This window comes from Candidatus Diapherotrites archaeon, assembly GCA_016205145.1.
GTDB lineage: Archaea > Iainarchaeota > Iainarchaeia > Iainarchaeales > JACQJH01 > JACQJH01.
In genome coordinates this window covers 381,901-398,903 of the sequence record JACQJH010000001.1, presented here as the reverse complement: position 1 = coordinate 398,903, position 17,003 = coordinate 381,901, and the positions used below count along the sequence as shown (strand labels likewise).

The following is a 17,003-nucleotide window of genomic DNA, read 5'->3' as shown; positions in this document are numbered from 1 at the left end:
TTTTTCCTTTTAAGAATCATGTCCCGTAGTTTATCTTAAATATTCTGGAACATCCGTCACTGAAAACAATGCCCATTTTGCCGCCGCCGGACAGCGCCGAAATGGTTAGGTCTGGAAACGCGCGCTCATTACAGCTGATGAACAGGTGCGAATAGCCTTTTCCGGAAAGCACTGCAAAAACCGCTTCCGGGTCATTCTCGTTGACATTGTCAAGGTCGAAGTCCGAGTTTTTGCCCGAATAAAACATGACTGCGCGGTGCCTGTTCCACGAATAAACCTTGGCATCATCCGGCAGGCCTTTCATGAAGGAATACGCGGGCATTTCCGAATCATACGCCTGTTTGAAATAAACCGAAGTGGCGCCGGCATAAGCCACGCCATACAATGAAAGCAAGGCGAATGCGAGCGCAAAAAAAGGCAAGGCCTTTTGCCTTGAAAATTTTTCAAACGCGAAACCGAAAGGCAAGGCAAGCAGCGGCAGGAAGGGAATCGCGATGCGCGCGTCAAAGTTGCGGCCGGCGAGCGGAACAATTGCAAGCACCAACGCTGCAAGCAGCGGCAGGAAAAGCGCATTTTTCATGCGGAAAAGACCGGAAAAACCGAAAGCGATGAACAAAAGCGACGCAAGGGCAAGCAGAGAAAACAACGCAAACGCCATTCCATAAGTCGCGCCTGGAAAAGGGAGCCTTGCGAACGCGTCAGGCTGCACAAAATCCCAGAGGAAAGCAGGCAATGAAAGAATGCGCTCGAACGCGTTCGCCCTCACAATGGTTCCCTGTTCGGCGAGGTCGATGTTGCGCTGCAACTGCGGGTCAAACGAGCCGGTCTCTGCGAAATTCAGGGCAAACCAGGCCGAGGAAAAAAATGCAAGCAGAACAACGAAAACCGCAAGCGAAGCCAAGCCACGCTTTCGTGAAAATGCAGCCCATGCGAGGCCCATGACAATCGCCGGCAGGATTACAGCCGAGTTAAGCTTCGTCACCGCCAATGCAACGGACGAAAGCAAAAGCATTGCCAAAAAACTTTTGGAACCGGTTTTCTGGAATTCGAAAAGGAAAAAGAACGAGAGCAGAACGAACATTGCGGCCGGCCCGTCGACATAGTTTATGGAACCGTAACGCACCAGCAAAGGCTGGGCTGCGACAAAGGAAAAAGCCGCAAGGCAAAGCAATGGCTTAGAGGAAAAAAAGCGCCTGAAAAAAACGAAAGCGGAAAGAAGGAAGGCAAGCGAGAAAACAAGCGGTATAACCCTCACCGCCTCCGAGTTCAGGCTGAAACCCGAAACAACCGAAAAGACCGCGGCAAAGACGTGGAAGAACGGCGGTGGAAAACCGAGGCCCTGGTCTATGCCTGCTCCCGCAACAATCGCCTGCGCCAGCTGCAAATGGAAAACGGAATCGCTGTAAGCCGCAACGGGAACGATTGCGATCGAAAACAGCCTGACGATTACGGCAAGAGCCGCAACGGCCGCAAAGATTTTCAACAGTAACTTTTCGGACTGCACCAGAAGAGCTTTACTTTGCATAGCTAAAAAAAGCTTTGGATTAATCATTTTTTGGAAAGGCAAAAAAGCCGGTTGGTTCAATAATCGAAAACCATGGTTGAAATGAAAAAGCAGAGAATTGTAGTTGTCGGCCTGGATGGCGCGCGCCATTCGGTGATGAAAAAATGGTTTGCCGAGGGAAAACTGCCGTATTTCAAAAAGCTCTGCGATGAAGGCGTTTTCTGCGAACTCGAAGCGAACTTTCCGCCGCACAGCATGAACGGATGGACCTCGATTGTTACGGGCAACAACCCCGGAAAGCACGGCATCTACGGCATACAAATCGAGAAAGCAAACAGCTACGAAAACTTCATTCCGGATTCAACGCACATACACGGCGAAAAGCTGTACGACATACTGTCCGAAAACAACAAGGTCGTCGGAATCATAAACCTGCCCCTCACATACCCGGCGCACAAGCTCAACGGAATAATGGTCACTGATTTCCTCACTCCGCCGCTCGCCGATTACACTTACCCGAAAAATTTCAGGGAAAAGCTTGACAAAATCGGCTACAAGATCCTGCCGGAAAAAACCGTCCGAAAAGAAGCCGGCTTTTTCGAGGAAAACGTCGACACAATGCTGAAACGATTTGAGGCCGCGAAGATTTTCATTGAACAGTTCCACTGGGACTTTTTGTTCCTGGCGATAACCGAAACCGAGGAAATGCACCACAATTATGCAAGCTTCCTCGACAAAAAGCATCCCAACTACCAGTCCGGCTTTGAGGAAAAAGTGATTGAATTCTATCAGAAGGCTGAAGCCGAAACCAAAAAGCTTGTTGACGAATGCGGCGAAAACACCGCTGTTTTCATTGTATCCGACCACGGCTTCGGCCCGCAATACGGAATGGTTTACCTGAACAGGCTGTTCGAAAAAAACGGGCTGTTCAAAACCAAGAAAAGGTTCGACCCGGTCAGAAGCCTGATAACGACTATTGCACGGCTCGGTTTGCGCTCGAAGGCGCAGAAGCTCGTGAACATTCTGCCATTCAAGATGCCGAAAAAGCTGGAAAAGTTTTTGCGCGAAAAAAGCTATGAAACCTCGAACGCCGACTGGCCGAAGACAAAGGTTTTCTGCGCCGGGCGGGGAGGCGAAGTGCGCTTGAACCTCAAAGGCAGGGAACCGCAGGGCACGGTTTCAAGGGAAGAATTCGAAGAGTTCAGGAAAAAGGTTTGCGAAACCATAATGAACGCGCCGGAACTGAAAGGCAAGGTCAAAAAAGTGCATTTGAAAGAAGAGCTGTACTGGGGGCCGTTCCTTGAAAGCATCCCCGACCTGTTCGTGGAATTTGAAAAGCCATACCTTGTTTCAATGAAAACAGGCAACGTGCCCATAATCGAGGAAAAGCTCGGGCCAATCGAAGGCAACCACACGCGCGACGCTATTTTCATTGCCGCAGGGCACGGCATAAAGAAAAACCCTGGATTGGCGAAGGCAAGGCTGTTCGACGTCATGCCGACAATCCTGCAGTTGTTCGGCCTTCCGGTCCCGGATGGCATAGACGGGAAATGCCTGCCGATACTCGAAAACGCGGAGCAGGCGAAAGCCGGAAAAGCGGGGGAAGGAAAGGCGAAAGTGCATTCCACGGAAAGCGCGTTCGACGAGGAAGGCGAGGAAGCCGTGAAAAACAGGCTTGCCGGGTTCGGGTACATTTAAAACAAAATTACTGCCACAAATGCGGAACAAAACTTTTAATGTGAACTTTTTGGAAACTGCGGGAAGATTGTTCTTCTCCAACTGTAAACCTGCAGCGCGTTTTGTGCCAGTTTTTTGATTCTGCCGGACTTGCCTTTCATCAGATAAATTTTTGTGCCCTTTTTCAAAAAATCGTGGATGACAAAACCGCATTTGCTTGGCAGCCTAGTTCCGCACGAATAGCACTTGTTTTTGAAAGCCTTCCTGCACTTCGAGCAAAGCACGGCATTGACGCACATAAAAGGCCGTATGGACATTTTGAACGGTTCGGCTTTGCCGTTACAACGAACGCACTTGTGAAGCCTGCTTTTCGCGCAATCCGCGCACAAATGAACGTAATCCCCGCCCTGACAGATAAGACAAAGAACGGATGCGCCGCACTTCACGCACCAAGGTTTTGCACAATTTTTGCACATCCAGCCAACCGCGCCCGCAACCAGGCTGTTTTTAGGCGTCAAAAACTCGGCTGTCCAGTCCTTCGGCGGTTCAACTGCCAATTCCGACAATTCCACCAATCTTTCACCCACAATTGAGTTTCTTAATCATACTCCATGTCCGGCGCTTCGCCGTACTTTTCAAAATGTCCTATTGCGATTGCCAGTGACTGTTTTCCCTCTTTTTTGAGAGCGTTGATGAAATCCTTTCTTTTCCCTTTGAACTTTTTGGCGAATTCCACACAATAGTCTTCGTCTATGCCGTATTTTGCGGTTTCAACCGCGGTTGGCATAATCCTCTTTTTCCGCAGCTCTTTTTCCGCCGATTTCTTGTTTCCGTGAAAAGCCTCGAGAAACCCTGCGGCGAAAGACTCGTCAACAAGGTTTTCAAGATAAAATTGGTCAATGACATGCATTCCGATTCCCCTGGCAACAGGCCTGAGTTCACTTCTCCACTTGGAAACCATTTTTTGGTTTACAGCCTTTTTCGCCCTCTTCAAAAGCCGCCCGTTCAGTTTTTTCAGTTCCTTTTTTGACGCCACTTTGACCTTTTCCGTAAAATCACCTCAAATGCTTTTCGCAAAAACCTTGACATTCTGAAAAACGATTTTATCCAGTTCGCTGAACTCGGCAAGTTTTTTGCCGGACAAACCATATTCCTGGGCCAGCAGACAAAACGCCTTCCGCTGGCTTTTCGAGCCTTTAAACGAAAACATTGGTTGCACGCATTTCACCCCGATTTTTTCGTTCGACGAACTTTTTTCCACTTCTTTTCCTGTGCAGCCAACTCGCCAAGGCGCGCTTCAACAAAATCGCTCAGCCTGCCCCGCAATTCAAGTTCAACCTCCTCATACAACCGCTCAAGAGTGTCCTTGTTATCCTCGAACCGCAAAAACCGCAGTTCAGACGCCTCGCTTTTCCCCGCAAGATAGCCGTCTAAGTCAATGTGATTCTTATAATGCCTCAAACTGCCCTCCAATTCCCCTATCTGGTTAAGCGCGTCAAGCAGGTATTTGAGCAGCTGCAACTCAGCCCTCACATCCTCAGGCGACTTCAATTTTCTTTTCATTTTGCCACCACGCCCTGCGATTGCCGCAACATTAGCCGCAATTGTGCTCATTACCTTATTCTGTCAAGCGCCTTGGAACATTTTTCGCCGCACGCCTGGCTCAAAAACAAATGAATGTCAGCCACGTTCCGAATGACGTGCCTTTTGCAATTCCCGCAAACGAAGCCAATCCGCACAGACATGACTTCCTGCTCGGTTGCCAAACCCTTATCGGCAAGCATTATCAGCTCATCCTTGACGAACCCGTAAAGCCCGAACCCGTAAGGCTTGCTGTTGATTTCAATGACTTCGCCTTTTTTCACGCAATCCAACAAGCGTTTGCCCACAAAAACCGCCTCAGCTCACAAAACAATGCCGCCTGAATTTTGCTTCAGGTTCCGCGCCCAACAAAAAACCCGAGTTTTTCCTGTTATTTTTCACGATTTCAACGGCTTCCACGAAATGGGCCTGTGAAACCTTGGACTTTGAGTTGCTCACACACAGCCTCGCCGCATTGATTATAACATTTTTGATGTCGCCGCCCGAAAACTTTTCCTTTGCCAGTTCCTCAAAGCAAACGCCTTTAGCCAACGGCATTTTTTTTGGAACCAGTTTTTTGAACAATTCCACGCGCTCCCTTTTACCCGGAAACTCAAACAAGACATGCAAGCCAATCCTTCTCTCAAAGGCCGGGTCAAAATTTCCCGCCATGTTAGACGAAAAAACGACTATGCCCCTGAACTTTTCAAGCTCCTGCAACAAAACATTGGTTTCACTGTTCGCATACCTGTCATTGCCCAGTTGAACGCTGACACGCGTAGAAGCCAAAGAATCGGCCTCATCAAAAAACAGGACACAATCCGACTTGGAAGCCCGCTCAAACAACGCCGAAATCCTTTTCTCGGTGCCGCCGACAAAACAATTCAACAATTGCGAAGCATTGGCAACCAGCAATTTCTTGCCGGCCTCTTTCGCCAAGGCCTCCGCGCACAAAGTTTTGCCCGTTCCAGGCAATCCCACAAAACTCAAAGCCAAGGCATTGCCATAAGAAAATTTTTCACCCAAACCCCAATCCGCCATGAGCTTTCCGGCATTCCTCACATGCGCCAAAGCCAGTTCAACGCCTTTCCTCGTGTTCGGAGTCAAAACAACGTCATCCAAACCCTTGGACGGCACAACTTCAACGCCAATATTGCCAAGGCCATCACCGTCAACCCCAAGCCTTTCAAAACGCGGGTCACTGGGCCCGTTAACCGAAACCTCGGGACCGGCATTTTTTTTAAGCGCGTTAAATTTCCGATTGGTGCCGTTCCGCTTGGAACAATTCAAACAAAAAGTCTTGTCGGCAAACACGTCAACGGGCTCCACTTCCGCCCCGTCCCCGTTCAAAGAATAATACTCCAAGCCAAGAGTAAAAGCAAAATAACGCTCATTCGGCGGAATAATCCGCCCGCACAAGTCACACGAAATCTCCTCGCCGCCAAAAAGGTCTTCAGGCGGTTTCATCGACTGCGACACCATAACGCAACACCACAAAAACAAACAAAAAACGTGTCGCAAACACCTTATAAAAGTATACTATAAAGTATACTATTGTATTGGCGGGTATTGCAGTGGATTGTTCTGGCAACCTTTTAAATTCTTCCGATTTTAACCCTGATATGGCAAGGGTTCTCATAACAACGGCCTATTCCTCCGACTCAATCGTCCTCCTTTTAACCAAATTCTCCATCGACCGCCTGTTCCTTCTAATCGACAAAAAGCCCGATGAAACACAGCAAAAAGCCGTCGACGACCTCAAAAAAACATTCGAAAAAGTCATCGAAATCAAGGAAAAAAGGGTTGAACTATTCGACATCGTCGCGGTAGCACAGGACACCGCAAACATCATCGACGCACTCGCAAACACCGACGAAATCTTTGTGAATGTGACCCACGGCCGCAAAACACAGGCTTTGGGCGCACTATTCGGCGCCTACGCAAGAAGCACACGCGTAAAAAAAATCGTCTACGTGGCAGACCAAACCAAGCCAAACGAATTCAAAGACATAATAACCCTGCCCACACTCAACTTCGACCTCTCCACAGGCCAACAGGAAATCCTCGAAGAAGCCGAAAAACACGACATCCCCGCAGACCTCGCCAAAGAAACCGAACAAAGCAAGGCAATGGTCTACCGCAACCTAAAAGAACTGAAACAACGAGGCTTCATCGAAGAAACAGAAGACGGAAAAGGATTCAAGCTGACGGACGCGGGAAAGATTGCGAGAATGTGAACTTTCAGGTGATTGGTTGTGAGTGAAATTTTTTACGAAGAGCAAATAGACAAATTGCGGGCATGGAATGAAAGCCTTCAAACCGAAAAGGCAATGCTGTGGAAAGCCGAGGAAGACAAGGCAGAACAGGAAATAAGCAAAATATTCAATGACAAAAACTTTGATTCCGGAAACAACTTGGCTTCGGAAGATTTTGACACGATTTTTCATTTAATGAGAAATTTTTCCAACAACAGGGCGCTTTCAAACCTTTTATACCGGGAAAATGGCTTGGAACAATTCAACGAAAAACTGCGCGCGCTTTTGTTTGGAAACGAAACCGACTTTGTCAACAGGGTCAACGAATTCTTTAAGCTCAAAGGAATTGGCCAGCAAACGCTCTCCCAATTTTTGGTCGCCAAAGACCCGTCAAAATTTCCCCTGATAACCTGGCAAACAACCGAAGCCCTCAACCTGGGCCCCCAACAGGAAGAAAAAGCCTATGAACTGGCAATGCGCCACTTTAACATTGATGACCCGACAAAGTACTTGGACAGAACAATAGACTACCTGACAAACTTCATAATTTTCGAAGAAATCAAAAACCTGCTCGGAACCGAAAAATACACGTCGGTAAACAACCTCATATGGTTTGGCAAAAAATCCGCAAACCCTGAAATGCCGGAAGAAATCCTCGAAAACTACTCGTCAATCTCATTGGAAAAAGACCTGAAAGAATACCTCGCAAAAAACCCGCATTTGATAGAAAAAGGACTGCAATTAACGGAAAAAGAATTCAACACAAAAGAAGTCGGAAAAATAGACCTGCTATGCAAAGACCAAAAAGGCAAACAAGTCATAATAGAACTCAAAAAAGGCCGGTCAAGCGACGAAGTCGTCGGGCAAACCCTCAGATACCTGGGCTGGATAAAAAAGAACAAATCAGAAAACGCGAGGGCAATAATAATCACAAACGAGCCGGACAACAGGCTCGACTATGCTATAATGCCGGTGGAAAACCAAATAAGCCTAAAATACTACAAAGTCAAATTTGAAATAAACGACAAACACACAAACCAAACAACGCAGGAAAAATAGCAAGAATGTGAACAAAATGGACGAACCCGCCGAGTTGCAAGAAATCACCAAAAAAATTTTAGTGTGTCTAAAAGAGCCCGTTCAAAAGAGGGACTCTCAGTTAGAAGCCTCCAAAAAAATTGTCAATAGCGAACTTACCCATATACAGCTTAAGGCAATAGCAAACTGGAAATCCCCACGAATTCGCCGTCATTTTGATAAAGATAAACACACTACCATATTGAATAAATTACTGGCCGACCTAAAAGAATCTAATTTAAGCGCAGATATTGAACGTAAAAAAATAAAAGCGGCACTTCTGGAACTTAAACGAGAAGGGGCCAAAGGCATTAATCTGCCAATGCTATCTGCAATACTTGCATTCAAATTGCCAGACAAATACGCTGTTTTTGACTTCAGAATAGTTGCCTACTTTCAAGACACGCTGACTAATACTAATGATGAAACGCAGTACATCGCATACTGCCATGCGCTAAGAGAATTTGTAAATGGCACTAAAATCAACATTAGAAACAAGGAACTAGAACTCTGGAGAAATCAACAAGAAACACAGTGGTTCAAGGAATTCGAATATATTCTTGACCACAACGGCAAATATCCAAATACAAAAAAAATACGCATGAAAAATAATGAAAATTCAATGATGATAAAAAAATGAAAGATCCGCACCAAAACATCTTCTTTTACTATCGCAGCCAGTCATCTAATAAGAACAAAATAGATTATCAAATTGAAAATAATGTCACCAAATCACTCATAAATTTGCTCGAATTTTGTAGCGAGGACACAAAAAACAAAATATTTAAAAAACTTGAACTCCCAATTGCAAAAAACACAATTTTTCAGCTTCAAACAAAGTCAATCAAATCCACCCCTGATGCAGTGATAGATTATGAAAAAACAAGAATTGTAATTGAATCAAAAGTTCAAGCCAAACTCACATTAGAACAGTTAAAAAATCACAAAATTGAATTTGACCCAAAAAAAGATAATAATATTTTGCTAGTTTTGACTAAAGATCCACAAAGCAAAAAAATTACAGAAAATATTAACGCTAAGTTTTTTACCTGGCAGGAAATAACAAAAAAAATCCAAGAAATACCTGCATTAACCGAAAAAGATCAATTTTTAATATCACAATTTACCGAATTTATGGAGGTAATGGGTTTGAGCAGTTTTTTAGGATTTAAAAAAAGTGATTTTGACGCATTTTTAAATATAGACGAAGATCCAATCAGAGAAAAAAGAGAAGTAGTAAAAAGAAAATTTGAACAATTTAGCAACGAACTATTTGAAAAAATCAAAAAAGGCCAGCCATTCCAAAAACCAAATCATAAACCAGTTGGCAATTTAAAAAAAGATTCCAGGGGCGTCTGGTCGGCAATATATGATGACAAAGATTCAAAACTGTCAATTGTACAAAAGATTCATTATTCAGTATATCTAAACGAAAATGGTTTTGGGGTAGAACTATGGGCCGAAGGAAAAATAGCAACAAAAAAAGTACTTAACCAAATAGAAGCAAAACCAGCAGAATTTACAAAAATTTGCCAAAAGTTACAAGAACATAAAATAAGACTTGATGACAAAGTGATGATTCGCCCAAGAGAAAAGAAAGAAAGTACCATTCTTGAAATAGAAACTGGAAAATATTTCAAAAAAAATGACACAGAATATTTAATTAAAAAAATAAAAAACCGGAAACTTTTTCAATTTGCAATAAAAAAAATTTATCCACGAGATTATTCTGACCTTCACAAAAAAGAATTTTTAATAACAGTAAGTGAAGAAATCACGAAATTGATTCCGGCTTACAAATTTTTAAATGGGCAAAGTAAAATTAGATTATTGGGTGAAAAAACTTCAAGAAAAAAATATTAAAGTACTTTTTTTTGATGATTTAATACCCACGCTGATAAAAGAAATTAATGAAATAGGAAAATATGATGCCGCCATTTTACAAACAATAAGGATGCTGAAATATTTCAAACAATTGAAGTGATTGAATAATGCCCTACAAATTCTCCCCATCGTCTTTGTCTTTGCTGAAGGATTGCCCGCGCTGTTTTTGGCTGCAGTTCAACAAGGGCGTGAAGCGGCCCTCCGGAATCTTTCCTTCCCTGCCGTCCGGAATGGACAGGGTTTTGAAGGAGCATTTTGACTCGTTCAGGGACAAGGGCAGACTGCCGCCGGAATTGAAGGAATTGGACGGCGAATACAGGCTTTTCGACGACAAGGCCCTGCTGGATGATTGGCGCAACAATTTCAGGGGCATCCGCTGGATAGACGGCCAAGGCAACGTTTTGATGGGCGCGGTTGACAACCTTTTGGTGCACAAAGGCAGGCTTGTCGTCCTGGACTTCAAGACAAGGGGCTATCCGTGCAAGGACGACACCCACGAACACTACCAGGACCAAATGGATTTGTACAACTTTTTGCTCAGAAAAAACGGCCACAAAACGGAAGACTACGCCTACCTGCTGTTCTACCATCCAAACAAAATCAATGAAAACGGCGACGCGGTATTCCACAGCGACCTCAAAAAAATGAAAATTTCAACTGAAAACGCGCAAAAAATATTCGACAACGCGCTAAAAACGCTGAATGGCTCGGAACCGCGCGCCGCGGAAGAATGCGGATACTGCAATTGGAACAAATCAAAATAATATGCAAAGAACCGGCGATTGCACCAAAAAGGTTTAAAAATCCGCCAATTATAGTTAATTAAGACTAATTAAGATTTATTGGCGGTCTGGCAGGGTTTTTTCATGGCAGGCAAAAAGGTTTTCGTTTTCGGCATTGACGGCGCTCCGCCGAAGCTCGTTTTCGGCGAGTGGAAAAAGCATCTGCCCAACATTTCAAGGCTGATGGAAAAAGGCGCGTATGCCAAAATCAGGTCGACTGTTCCGCCGAGCACTATAATTGCATGGAATGCCCTTGCATCCGGCAGGGATCCGGGTGAATTGGGGGTTTACTCTTACACGCGCTTCGAGCCGCAAAGCGACGGAGTAAGGCTTGTGGACTCGACGCTGAAAAAAAAGCCGCAGATTTGGGACATCCTCTCGGAAAAGGGGAAAAAAAGCGTTGTGCTGAACGTGCCGCTCACTTTCCCGGTCAGGAAAATAAACGGGATAATGGTTTCAGATTTCATGACGCCTGGCTTCAAGTACGACTGCGTTTATCCGGAAGAATTCAAAAAAGAAATGCTTGAACTCCTTGGCGGCGAGGAATACGTTTTTGACGTTGCCGGGTTCACAGGCTACAAGAAACTTGACGTGGACGATCTGCTGAACCGCACCTACAAGATGACGGAAATGCACTTCAAGCTGATGGAGCACTGCCTCAAAAACAAGGAATGGGATTTTTTCATGGCGGTTGTGATTGGAACCGACAGGCTGAACCACATGCTCTGGCGGTTCTTCGACGAAAAGCATGTAAACTTCCAAGGGGATTCGCCGTACAAAAACGCGGTGCGCGACTTTTACGCTTTCGTGGACAAAAAATTGGGCGAACTGCTCAAATTGCTGCCGGACAACACCAGCATCATTGTTTCATCCGACCACGGCATGGAGCGCATGGACGGCCGCGTCAACCTCAACGACTGGCTGCGCAGGGAAGGCTATCTTGTTCTCAAAAAGGAATTTGAAAACGAAACCGCGGAAAAGCCCGCAAGGCTGAGGCTTTCAGGCATCGACTGGCAGAAGACAAAAGCATTTGCGGTCGGCGGCTATCAGGGAAGAATCTATCTCAACCGGGACAGGAAGGCATTGGGCCACAAGGGCATTCTCGGAAAAGACGAATGCGATTGGCTCGGCGGGGAACTTGAAAAAAAGCTTTTGGCAATCAGGGGCGGGAAAGGCGAAAAGCTCGACAACAAGGTCTTTTTTGCGAAGGACATTTACAAAAACGGCTTCGATGACGAATGCCCGGAAATGATTGTCTACTTCGACAACCTTGTCTGGGGCGTGAACAATGACGTGGGCAACAAGGGGCTTTATTCAACCTCGACGACAGTCGGCAGCGATGACGCGGGGCATGCGCCGGAAGGCAGCTTTGTCATTGTCGACGAAAAAATCGGCGGGCGCGGCGACATGGGGACAATCAGCATTCTGGACGTGTTCCCGACGATGATGGACATTCTGGGTGAGGAAAAGCCAAAGGATCTGCAGGGAAAAAGCCTGCTGGAAAAGTGAAAGCATGGAAAACGCGAGGAAAACAAAAATAGTCTGCACGATCGGACCGTCGACATGGAACAGGGAAAAAATCCTTGCAATGCAGGCGGCTGGAATGGACATCGCGAGAATAAACCTTTCGCACTGCACGCCGCAGGAATTCGCCGATCTTGCCGGCCTCATCCGGGGCACGGACAAAGCCATTCCCATAATTTTGGATTTGCAGGGCGCCGAAATCAGGACGGGGAAAATGAAAAAGCCGGTCGAACTTAAAACCGGCGCGAAAATCGAAATCGCATTGGAACAAATAGAGGGAAACGCAAAAAAAATCTGCCTCAAAACTCCGTGGATAATGAAAAGCTTGGAGAAGGGCACTAAACTGCTGATTGACGACAACTCGATTGAGGCGGAAGTCATTGAAACCGGCGAAGGCGGCGTGAAATGCAGGATACTTGTCGGAGGAAGGCTTTCAAGCTACAAGACAATCAGCATTGACCAGGATTCGGAAAGGCCGGTCCTGACCGAAAACGACGTTGAGGCAATAAGGATTGCCTTGCGCAAGGGCGTTGAATTCGTTGCACTGTCGTTTGCGCGCACGGGAAACGACGTCGACGAGCTGAGGAAAATCTCCGGCGGCATGAAAATAATCTCAAAAATCGAGCACAAGGCCGCGCTAAAGGATTTGGACGGCATAATCTCGAAATCCGACATTGTTTACATTGACAGGGGCGACCTTGGCGCGGAAATCCCGGTTGAAAAAATCCCTTTCGTGCAGAAAATCGTCATAGCGAAGGCGAAAGGCATGGGAAAGGAAACTTTCATTGCAACGCACCTGCTTGAAAGCATGACCGAAAAGCCCAAGCCGACGCGCGCGGAAACAACGGACGTTACAAACACGATTCTTGACGGCGCTTCAGGATTGGTTCTGGCGGGCGAAACCGCAAACGGAAAGTTTCCTGTTGAAACCGTGAAAATGCTGAAAAAACTGTGCGAAAATGCGGAGCTTGTCGAACCGATGAGCGATTCCGGAGAGATAATCAAAAGGCTTGAGGCACTGCATTACATTTGAGTTTATCAGGGGTTATTGGTGGATTGCATGGCGCTTGTAAAACCGCACGGCGGAAGGCTTGTTGAAAGGCCGGCGAAAATTTCCGGAAGCGAATTGAAGGAATTGTTCGTGCACAATGCGGATGAAACAGTTGTCATGGACGCGGAACAGATTGCGTTGGGCGGGTTTTCGCCGGTTGAAGGCTTTTTCTGCAGGAACGATTTGCAAAGCGTTGTCGACAGGATGCGGCTTGAAAGCGGGGTTCCGTGGACCCTGCCCATAACCCTGAACATTTCGGAAGAAGAAGCGAAAAACTTTTCCGAAAACGACACGATTGCGCTTGCGGACAAGAACAATGAAGCGATTGCATTGCTGCACGTCGAGGAAAAATTCGAATTTGACCGGCATGAAATAGTGGAAAAGGTCTACGGCACTAAAAGTTTGGAGCATCCGGGCGTGAAAAGGACTTTTGATGCCGGCAAGATTTTTGTGGGCGGAAAAATCGATTTGGTCAAGCGGGCGCAAAGCCCGTTCAAGAAATGGGAACTCACACCGGGCGAAACCAGAAAAATTTTCGAACAGCGCGGCTGGAGCAATGTTTTGGGCTTCCACACCAGGAATGCCATCCACAGGAGCCACGAGTTCGTGCAGATGGAGGGCCTGAAGAAAAGCGGCTGCGACGGCCTGTTCGTGCATCCCGTCATTGGCAGGAAAAAGAGCGGCGATTTCACCACGCCCATAATAGTTGAAAGCTACAGGATAATGGTGGACCAGTTCTATCCAAAAAACAGGGTCGTGTTTTCAGCGCTGTCGACTTTTTCAAGGTACGGCGGGCCGCGCGAGGCGATCTTTACCGCGCTGGTGCGCAAGAATTACGGCTGCAGCCACTTTGTTGTAGGAAGGGACCACACGGGAGTCAAGGACTTTTACGGGCCCTTCGATTCGCACAAGATATTCGACAGGTTCGACGACCTGGATGTGGTGCCTGTCAAGTTTGACGAGGTATTTTATTCAAAAAAGACCGGGAAATACGGCCATGCAAGCGAAGTCGGGGAAGAGCACAGGCTGCACATAAGCGGCACCCAGCTGAGAAAAATCCTTTTGGCCGGCGAAATGCCTCCGGCAGAGGCGATGCGCCCGGAAATTTCCGGAATGATTCTTGAGCACATGAAAAAAGGCGAAGAGGTTTTCGTGAAATGACCGGCGCTGGCGCCAATGAAAGGCGGCACGGCTTTGTGGTCTGGCTGACCGGCCTGCCTGGCAGCGGCAAGTCTACGATAACCGCAATATTGTCGCGGAAAATTTCGTCAAAAGGGTTTCTTGTCGAAACCCTTGACGGCGATGCCATTCGCCAGAACATTTCAAAGGGCCTCGGCTTCAGCCGCGACGACATAATCGAAAACAACAAGCGCATAGTCTTTTTGAGCGGGCTCATTGAACGGCACGGCGGCGTTTCAATCGTTCCCGTCATAACGCCGTTTGCTGAGAGCAGGGCGCACGCAAGAAAAGAGTTGCAGCACTATCTGGAAGTGTTTGTCGACTGCCCGCTCGGGGAATGCGAAAAGCGCGACCCGAAAGGAATGTACAAAAAGGCGCGCGAAGGGCACATAAAGGATTTCATCGGCATTCACACGGAATATGAGCGGCCCGAAACACCGGATGCCATCGTTCACACAGACAGGGAAACGCCGGAAGAAAGCGCGCAAAAGATTTTTGAAGCGCTTGAAAGAAAAGGCTGGATTTGAAAAGGCCGCTACAGGTAGCCGAGGCCTTTGAGATTTGCCTTTACCCTTGCCTCGTCCTCTTTCGAGAAAACCTGGCGCTTGTCCTTTTCAAGCTCGCTTGGCTCGGAAAGGATTATGCGCAGAACGTATGTAACATAAGAGGAAACTGAATGGAAGCCCGTGTTCTTGCATTTTTTCCTGATTTTTTCCGCAAGCTCGGCGGGAATGGAAACAGTCGTTATTTTCTGCGCGGAACCTTTTTTTGCAGCCATAAAAAACGCCAACCAGGAATTTTAATTAAATTTCATTGGATTTTATTTTTGAACCAATAATTAAGTTTCATGGTTTCAAATTTAAGGCTTTTCATTTTACATAGAAACTGGTGGTTTCTGAAATGGCGGGCCTGACGACAATAATCGGCTTACTTGCATTGCTGGCAATTGCCGGCATAGTCGTTGCGAACATGCGCAAGAAGGGCATGGACCTTTTCTCCACGCTCCTGCTCATAATCGTTTTCTGGCTACTTGTGATGGTCGCCATGCCGGAAATAACTCTGCAGCTGACGAAAAGCCTCGGTTTCAGGGACACTGCTGCCGCGTTCCTCAGCCTGATTTCCATCACCGCGCTTTTCTTCACTATACGCACGTATTTCAGGCAGAAGGACCTTGAAGCGGAAATAACCGGCCTGGCGAGGGAAATGGCATTGCGCAAAAGCGCGGAAAAAAAGAAATAAGAATGGGGAAGGCCAAGTTCTTTGCACCCCACACAGGTGTTTTGTTGAAAATCTGCATGGTTTCGCGCTTCTACCCGCCGAAAGTCGGTGGCAGCGGCTCTTTTTTGGAGATTCTGTCCGAAAGCCTCGCACGGAAAGGGTTTGAGATTACGGTCATAACACAGAAAATGAAGGGCCGGCCCAAGGAAAGCGAAAAAAGCGGCGTGAAAATAAAACGCGCGTTCACGCTTGAAGGAAGCCTTGAATTCAGCAACGCGAACATGGCAATCGGCTCGGTTGCATTCGCAAAAAAAATCCTCGAAAACCGGGACAACGACGTTTTCCACTCGCACGACCTTTCAACCGGCGCTTTCAGCCTCTGCCTTGCGAAAAAAATTTTGGCGGAAAAACCATGCGTGATGAAATACGGCGGCGACATGGTCTACGAGTACCTGTCAATCAAGAATTTTCCGGACTGGGATTGCAGGAAAGGGCTTGATGGAACGCTTGCCCACAGAAAAGGCGTTGCGGGAATCCTGCACAAGGTCGAGGACTGGTATTTCAAAAGCGCCGACTTCATTGCCGCGGATGCGGATGGCGGAAAAAAGTTTTTGGTTAAGCGCGGCGTGCATGAAGGCAAGGTTTCGGTCCTGCCAAACGGCGTGGACATGAAAAAGTTTGCGCCAATGCCGAAAGAAAAGGCGCGCGTGCAGACTGGAATGCATGGCAAAGCGGTTTTGTTTTCCGCGCGACTCGTGAAATGGAAGGGCTGCGATGTCCTGCTGAATGCAATGCGCAGGGTCTGCGCAAGCGATGAAAAGGCAAACCTTGTGATTGCCGGAAAAGGCGCGGAAGAGGAAAACCTGAAGGCGCTGGCAAAAAGCTTGGGCATTGAAAATAAAGTGGAATTCCGCGGCAGCATTGAAAGGGAAAAAATGCCCCTTTACTGCAATTCGTGCGACGCATTTGTCCTGCCGAGCTTTTTTGACACGACTCCGAACTCGCTTGTCGAGGCGATGGCGTGCAAAAAGCCGTGCATTGCAAGCAAAATCGACGGCATGGCCGAAGTCATCCAAGGCGGCGCCGGCCTGTCATTTAAGCCGGGCAACGAAAACGATTTGGCGGAAAAAATACTCGAAGTGCTGCAGAATGCGGGAAAAGCGAAAATCCTAGGAAGCAAGGCGCTTGAACGCGTCAAGGAAAAATATTCGCAGGAAAAAGCCGTTGAACGGTATGAAAAATTTTATGAACGCATAACGGCGCACAGGTAA

At 47.0% G+C, this 17,003-nt stretch carries 19 protein-coding genes; 12 read left to right on the top strand and 7 right to left on the bottom strand.

Going from position 1 to position 17,003, the window contains the following annotated elements; all coding sequences use genetic code 11:
* Positions 1 to 16 precede the first annotated feature (16 nt).
* Complete coding sequence (locus HY394_01930) at positions 17 to 1,504, bottom strand: glycosyltransferase family 39 protein (protein ID MBI4052775.1); 1,488 nt, start codon at positions 1,502 to 1,504, stop codon at positions 17 to 19.
* A gap of 93 nt (positions 1,505 to 1,597) precedes the next feature.
* Here HY394_01930 and HY394_01925 point away from each other — a divergent pair, with 93 nt between their 5' ends.
* Positions 1,598 to 3,202, top strand: coding sequence for an alkaline phosphatase family protein (locus HY394_01925; protein MBI4052774.1), 1,605 nt, complete (start codon positions 1,598 to 1,600; stop codon positions 3,200 to 3,202).
* A gap of 35 nt (positions 3,203 to 3,237) precedes the next feature.
* Here the strand turns inward: HY394_01925 and HY394_01920 are convergent, their stop codons facing one another.
* The 5 genes from HY394_01920 to HY394_01900 form a co-directional block, all read right to left on the bottom strand.
* Positions 3,238 to 3,756, bottom strand: a complete 519-nt coding sequence (locus HY394_01920; GenBank protein MBI4052773.1) for a hypothetical protein — start codon at positions 3,754 to 3,756, stop codon at positions 3,238 to 3,240.
* Positions 3,757 to 3,779: 23 nt separating this feature from the next.
* The gene (locus HY394_01915) at positions 3,780 to 4,217 is read right to left on the bottom strand and encodes a hypothetical protein (GenBank protein MBI4052772.1); all 438 of its coding nucleotides are present in this window, start codon (positions 4,215 to 4,217) and stop codon (positions 3,780 to 3,782) included.
* 188 nt (positions 4,218 to 4,405) lie between these two features.
* Complete coding sequence (locus HY394_01910; GenBank protein ID MBI4052771.1) at positions 4,406 to 4,744, bottom strand: hypothetical protein; 339 nt, start codon at positions 4,742 to 4,744, stop codon at positions 4,406 to 4,408.
* 50 nt (positions 4,745 to 4,794) lie between these two features.
* The gene (locus tag HY394_01905) at positions 4,795 to 5,070 is read right to left on the bottom strand and encodes a hypothetical protein (protein ID MBI4052770.1); all 276 of its coding nucleotides are present in this window, start codon (positions 5,068 to 5,070) and stop codon (positions 4,795 to 4,797) included.
* Between the two features lie 10 nt (positions 5,071 to 5,080).
* Positions 5,081 to 6,244 (bottom strand): 26S protease regulatory subunit, encoded by a 1,164-nt coding sequence (locus HY394_01900; GenBank protein MBI4052769.1) that lies wholly within the window; start codon positions 6,242 to 6,244, stop codon positions 5,081 to 5,083.
* Positions 6,245 to 6,384: 140 nt separating this feature from the next.
* Between HY394_01900 and HY394_01895 the strand changes: the two genes are divergently transcribed.
* The 9 genes from HY394_01895 (at position 6,385) to cysC (ending at position 15,041) form a co-directional block, all read left to right on the top strand.
* Complete coding sequence (locus tag HY394_01895; protein ID MBI4052768.1) at positions 6,385 to 6,999, top strand: CRISPR locus-related DNA-binding protein; 615 nt, start codon at positions 6,385 to 6,387, stop codon at positions 6,997 to 6,999.
* Between the two features lie 18 nt (positions 7,000 to 7,017).
* The gene (locus HY394_01890; GenBank protein ID MBI4052767.1) at positions 7,018 to 8,076 is read left to right on the top strand and encodes a DUF91 domain-containing protein; all 1,059 of its coding nucleotides are present in this window, start codon (positions 7,018 to 7,020) and stop codon (positions 8,074 to 8,076) included.
* Between the two features lie 16 nt (positions 8,077 to 8,092).
* Positions 8,093 to 8,734, top strand: a complete 642-nt coding sequence (locus HY394_01885) for a hypothetical protein (protein ID MBI4052766.1) — start codon at positions 8,093 to 8,095, stop codon at positions 8,732 to 8,734.
* Positions 8,731 to 9,957, top strand: a complete 1,227-nt coding sequence (locus tag HY394_01880) for a hypothetical protein (GenBank protein MBI4052765.1) — start codon at positions 8,731 to 8,733, stop codon at positions 9,955 to 9,957. The genes HY394_01885 and HY394_01880 overlap by 4 nt, the downstream gene beginning before the upstream one ends.
* 128 nt (positions 9,958 to 10,085) lie before the next feature.
* On the top strand, positions 10,086 to 10,742 hold the full coding sequence (locus HY394_01875) for a PD-(D/E)XK nuclease family protein (GenBank protein ID MBI4052764.1): 657 nt from the start codon (positions 10,086 to 10,088) through the stop codon (positions 10,740 to 10,742).
* 102 nt (positions 10,743 to 10,844) lie between these two features.
* Positions 10,845 to 12,269, top strand: a complete 1,425-nt coding sequence (locus HY394_01870; GenBank protein ID MBI4052763.1) for an alkaline phosphatase family protein — start codon at positions 10,845 to 10,847, stop codon at positions 12,267 to 12,269.
* A 4-nt stretch (positions 12,270 to 12,273) separates the two neighbouring features.
* The gene (gene pyk, locus HY394_01865; protein ID MBI4052762.1) at positions 12,274 to 13,317 is read left to right on the top strand and encodes a pyruvate kinase; all 1,044 of its coding nucleotides are present in this window, start codon (positions 12,274 to 12,276) and stop codon (positions 13,315 to 13,317) included.
* A gap of 27 nt (positions 13,318 to 13,344) precedes the next feature.
* A complete protein-coding gene (gene sat / locus HY394_01860; GenBank protein MBI4052761.1) occupies positions 13,345 to 14,496 on the top strand; it encodes a sulfate adenylyltransferase in 1,152 nt (383 codons plus the stop codon).
* Positions 14,493 to 15,041, top strand: a complete 549-nt coding sequence (gene cysC, locus HY394_01855) for an adenylyl-sulfate kinase (GenBank protein MBI4052760.1) — start codon at positions 14,493 to 14,495, stop codon at positions 15,039 to 15,041. The genes sat and cysC overlap by 4 nt, the downstream gene beginning before the upstream one ends.
* Before the next feature lie 8 nt (positions 15,042 to 15,049).
* Here the strand turns inward: cysC and HY394_01850 are convergent, their stop codons facing one another.
* Positions 15,050 to 15,292 carry a CopG family transcriptional regulator gene (locus tag HY394_01850; protein MBI4052759.1) on the bottom strand — a complete coding sequence of 81 codons (243 nt, stop codon included), beginning with the start codon at positions 15,290 to 15,292 and terminating at the stop codon, positions 15,050 to 15,052.
* Between the two features lie 110 nt (positions 15,293 to 15,402).
* Between HY394_01850 and HY394_01845 the strand changes: the two genes are divergently transcribed.
* Both HY394_01845 and HY394_01840 read left to right on the top strand, forming a co-directional pair.
* Positions 15,403 to 15,753, top strand: coding sequence for a DUF2304 domain-containing protein (locus HY394_01845; GenBank protein ID MBI4052758.1), 351 nt, complete (start codon positions 15,403 to 15,405; stop codon positions 15,751 to 15,753).
* A gap of 44 nt (positions 15,754 to 15,797) precedes the next feature.
* Positions 15,798 to 17,003 carry a glycosyltransferase family 4 protein gene (locus HY394_01840; GenBank protein MBI4052757.1) on the top strand — a complete coding sequence of 402 codons (1,206 nt, stop codon included), beginning with the start codon at positions 15,798 to 15,800 and terminating at the stop codon, positions 17,001 to 17,003.

Excerpts from the sequence above, each read along its gene's own strand:
- HY394_01895 (MBI4052768.1), top strand. The coding sequence starts at position 6,385 with ATGGCAAGGGTTCTCATAACAACGGCCTATTCCTCCGACTCAATCGTC.
- HY394_01880 (MBI4052765.1), top strand. The coding sequence starts at position 8,731 with ATGAAAGATCCGCACCAAAACATCTTCTTTTACTATCGCAGCCAGTCA.
- HY394_01885 (MBI4052766.1), top strand. The coding sequence starts at position 8,093 with ATGGACGAACCCGCCGAGTTGCAAGAAATCACCAAAAAAATTTTAGTG.
- cysC (MBI4052760.1), top strand. The coding sequence starts at position 14,493 with ATGACCGGCGCTGGCGCCAATGAAAGGCGGCACGGCTTTGTGGTCTGG.
- HY394_01850 (MBI4052759.1), bottom strand. The coding sequence starts at position 15,292 with ATGGCTGCAAAAAAAGGTTCCGCGCAGAAAATAACGACTGTTTCCATT.
- HY394_01910 (MBI4052771.1), bottom strand. The coding sequence starts at position 4,744 with ATGAAAAGAAAATTGAAGTCGCCTGAGGATGTGAGGGCTGAGTTGCAG.
- HY394_01870 (MBI4052763.1), top strand. The coding sequence starts at position 10,845 with ATGGCAGGCAAAAAGGTTTTCGTTTTCGGCATTGACGGCGCTCCGCCG.
- HY394_01900 (MBI4052769.1), bottom strand. The coding sequence starts at position 6,244 with ATGGTGTCGCAGTCGATGAAACCGCCTGAAGACCTTTTTGGCGGCGAG.
- pyk (MBI4052762.1), top strand. The coding sequence starts at position 12,274 with ATGGAAAACGCGAGGAAAACAAAAATAGTCTGCACGATCGGACCGTCG.
- sat (MBI4052761.1), top strand. The coding sequence starts at position 13,345 with ATGGCGCTTGTAAAACCGCACGGCGGAAGGCTTGTTGAAAGGCCGGCG.
- HY394_01875 (MBI4052764.1), top strand. The coding sequence starts at position 10,086 with ATGCCCTACAAATTCTCCCCATCGTCTTTGTCTTTGCTGAAGGATTGC.
- HY394_01925 (MBI4052774.1), top strand. The coding sequence starts at position 1,598 with ATGGTTGAAATGAAAAAGCAGAGAATTGTAGTTGTCGGCCTGGATGGC.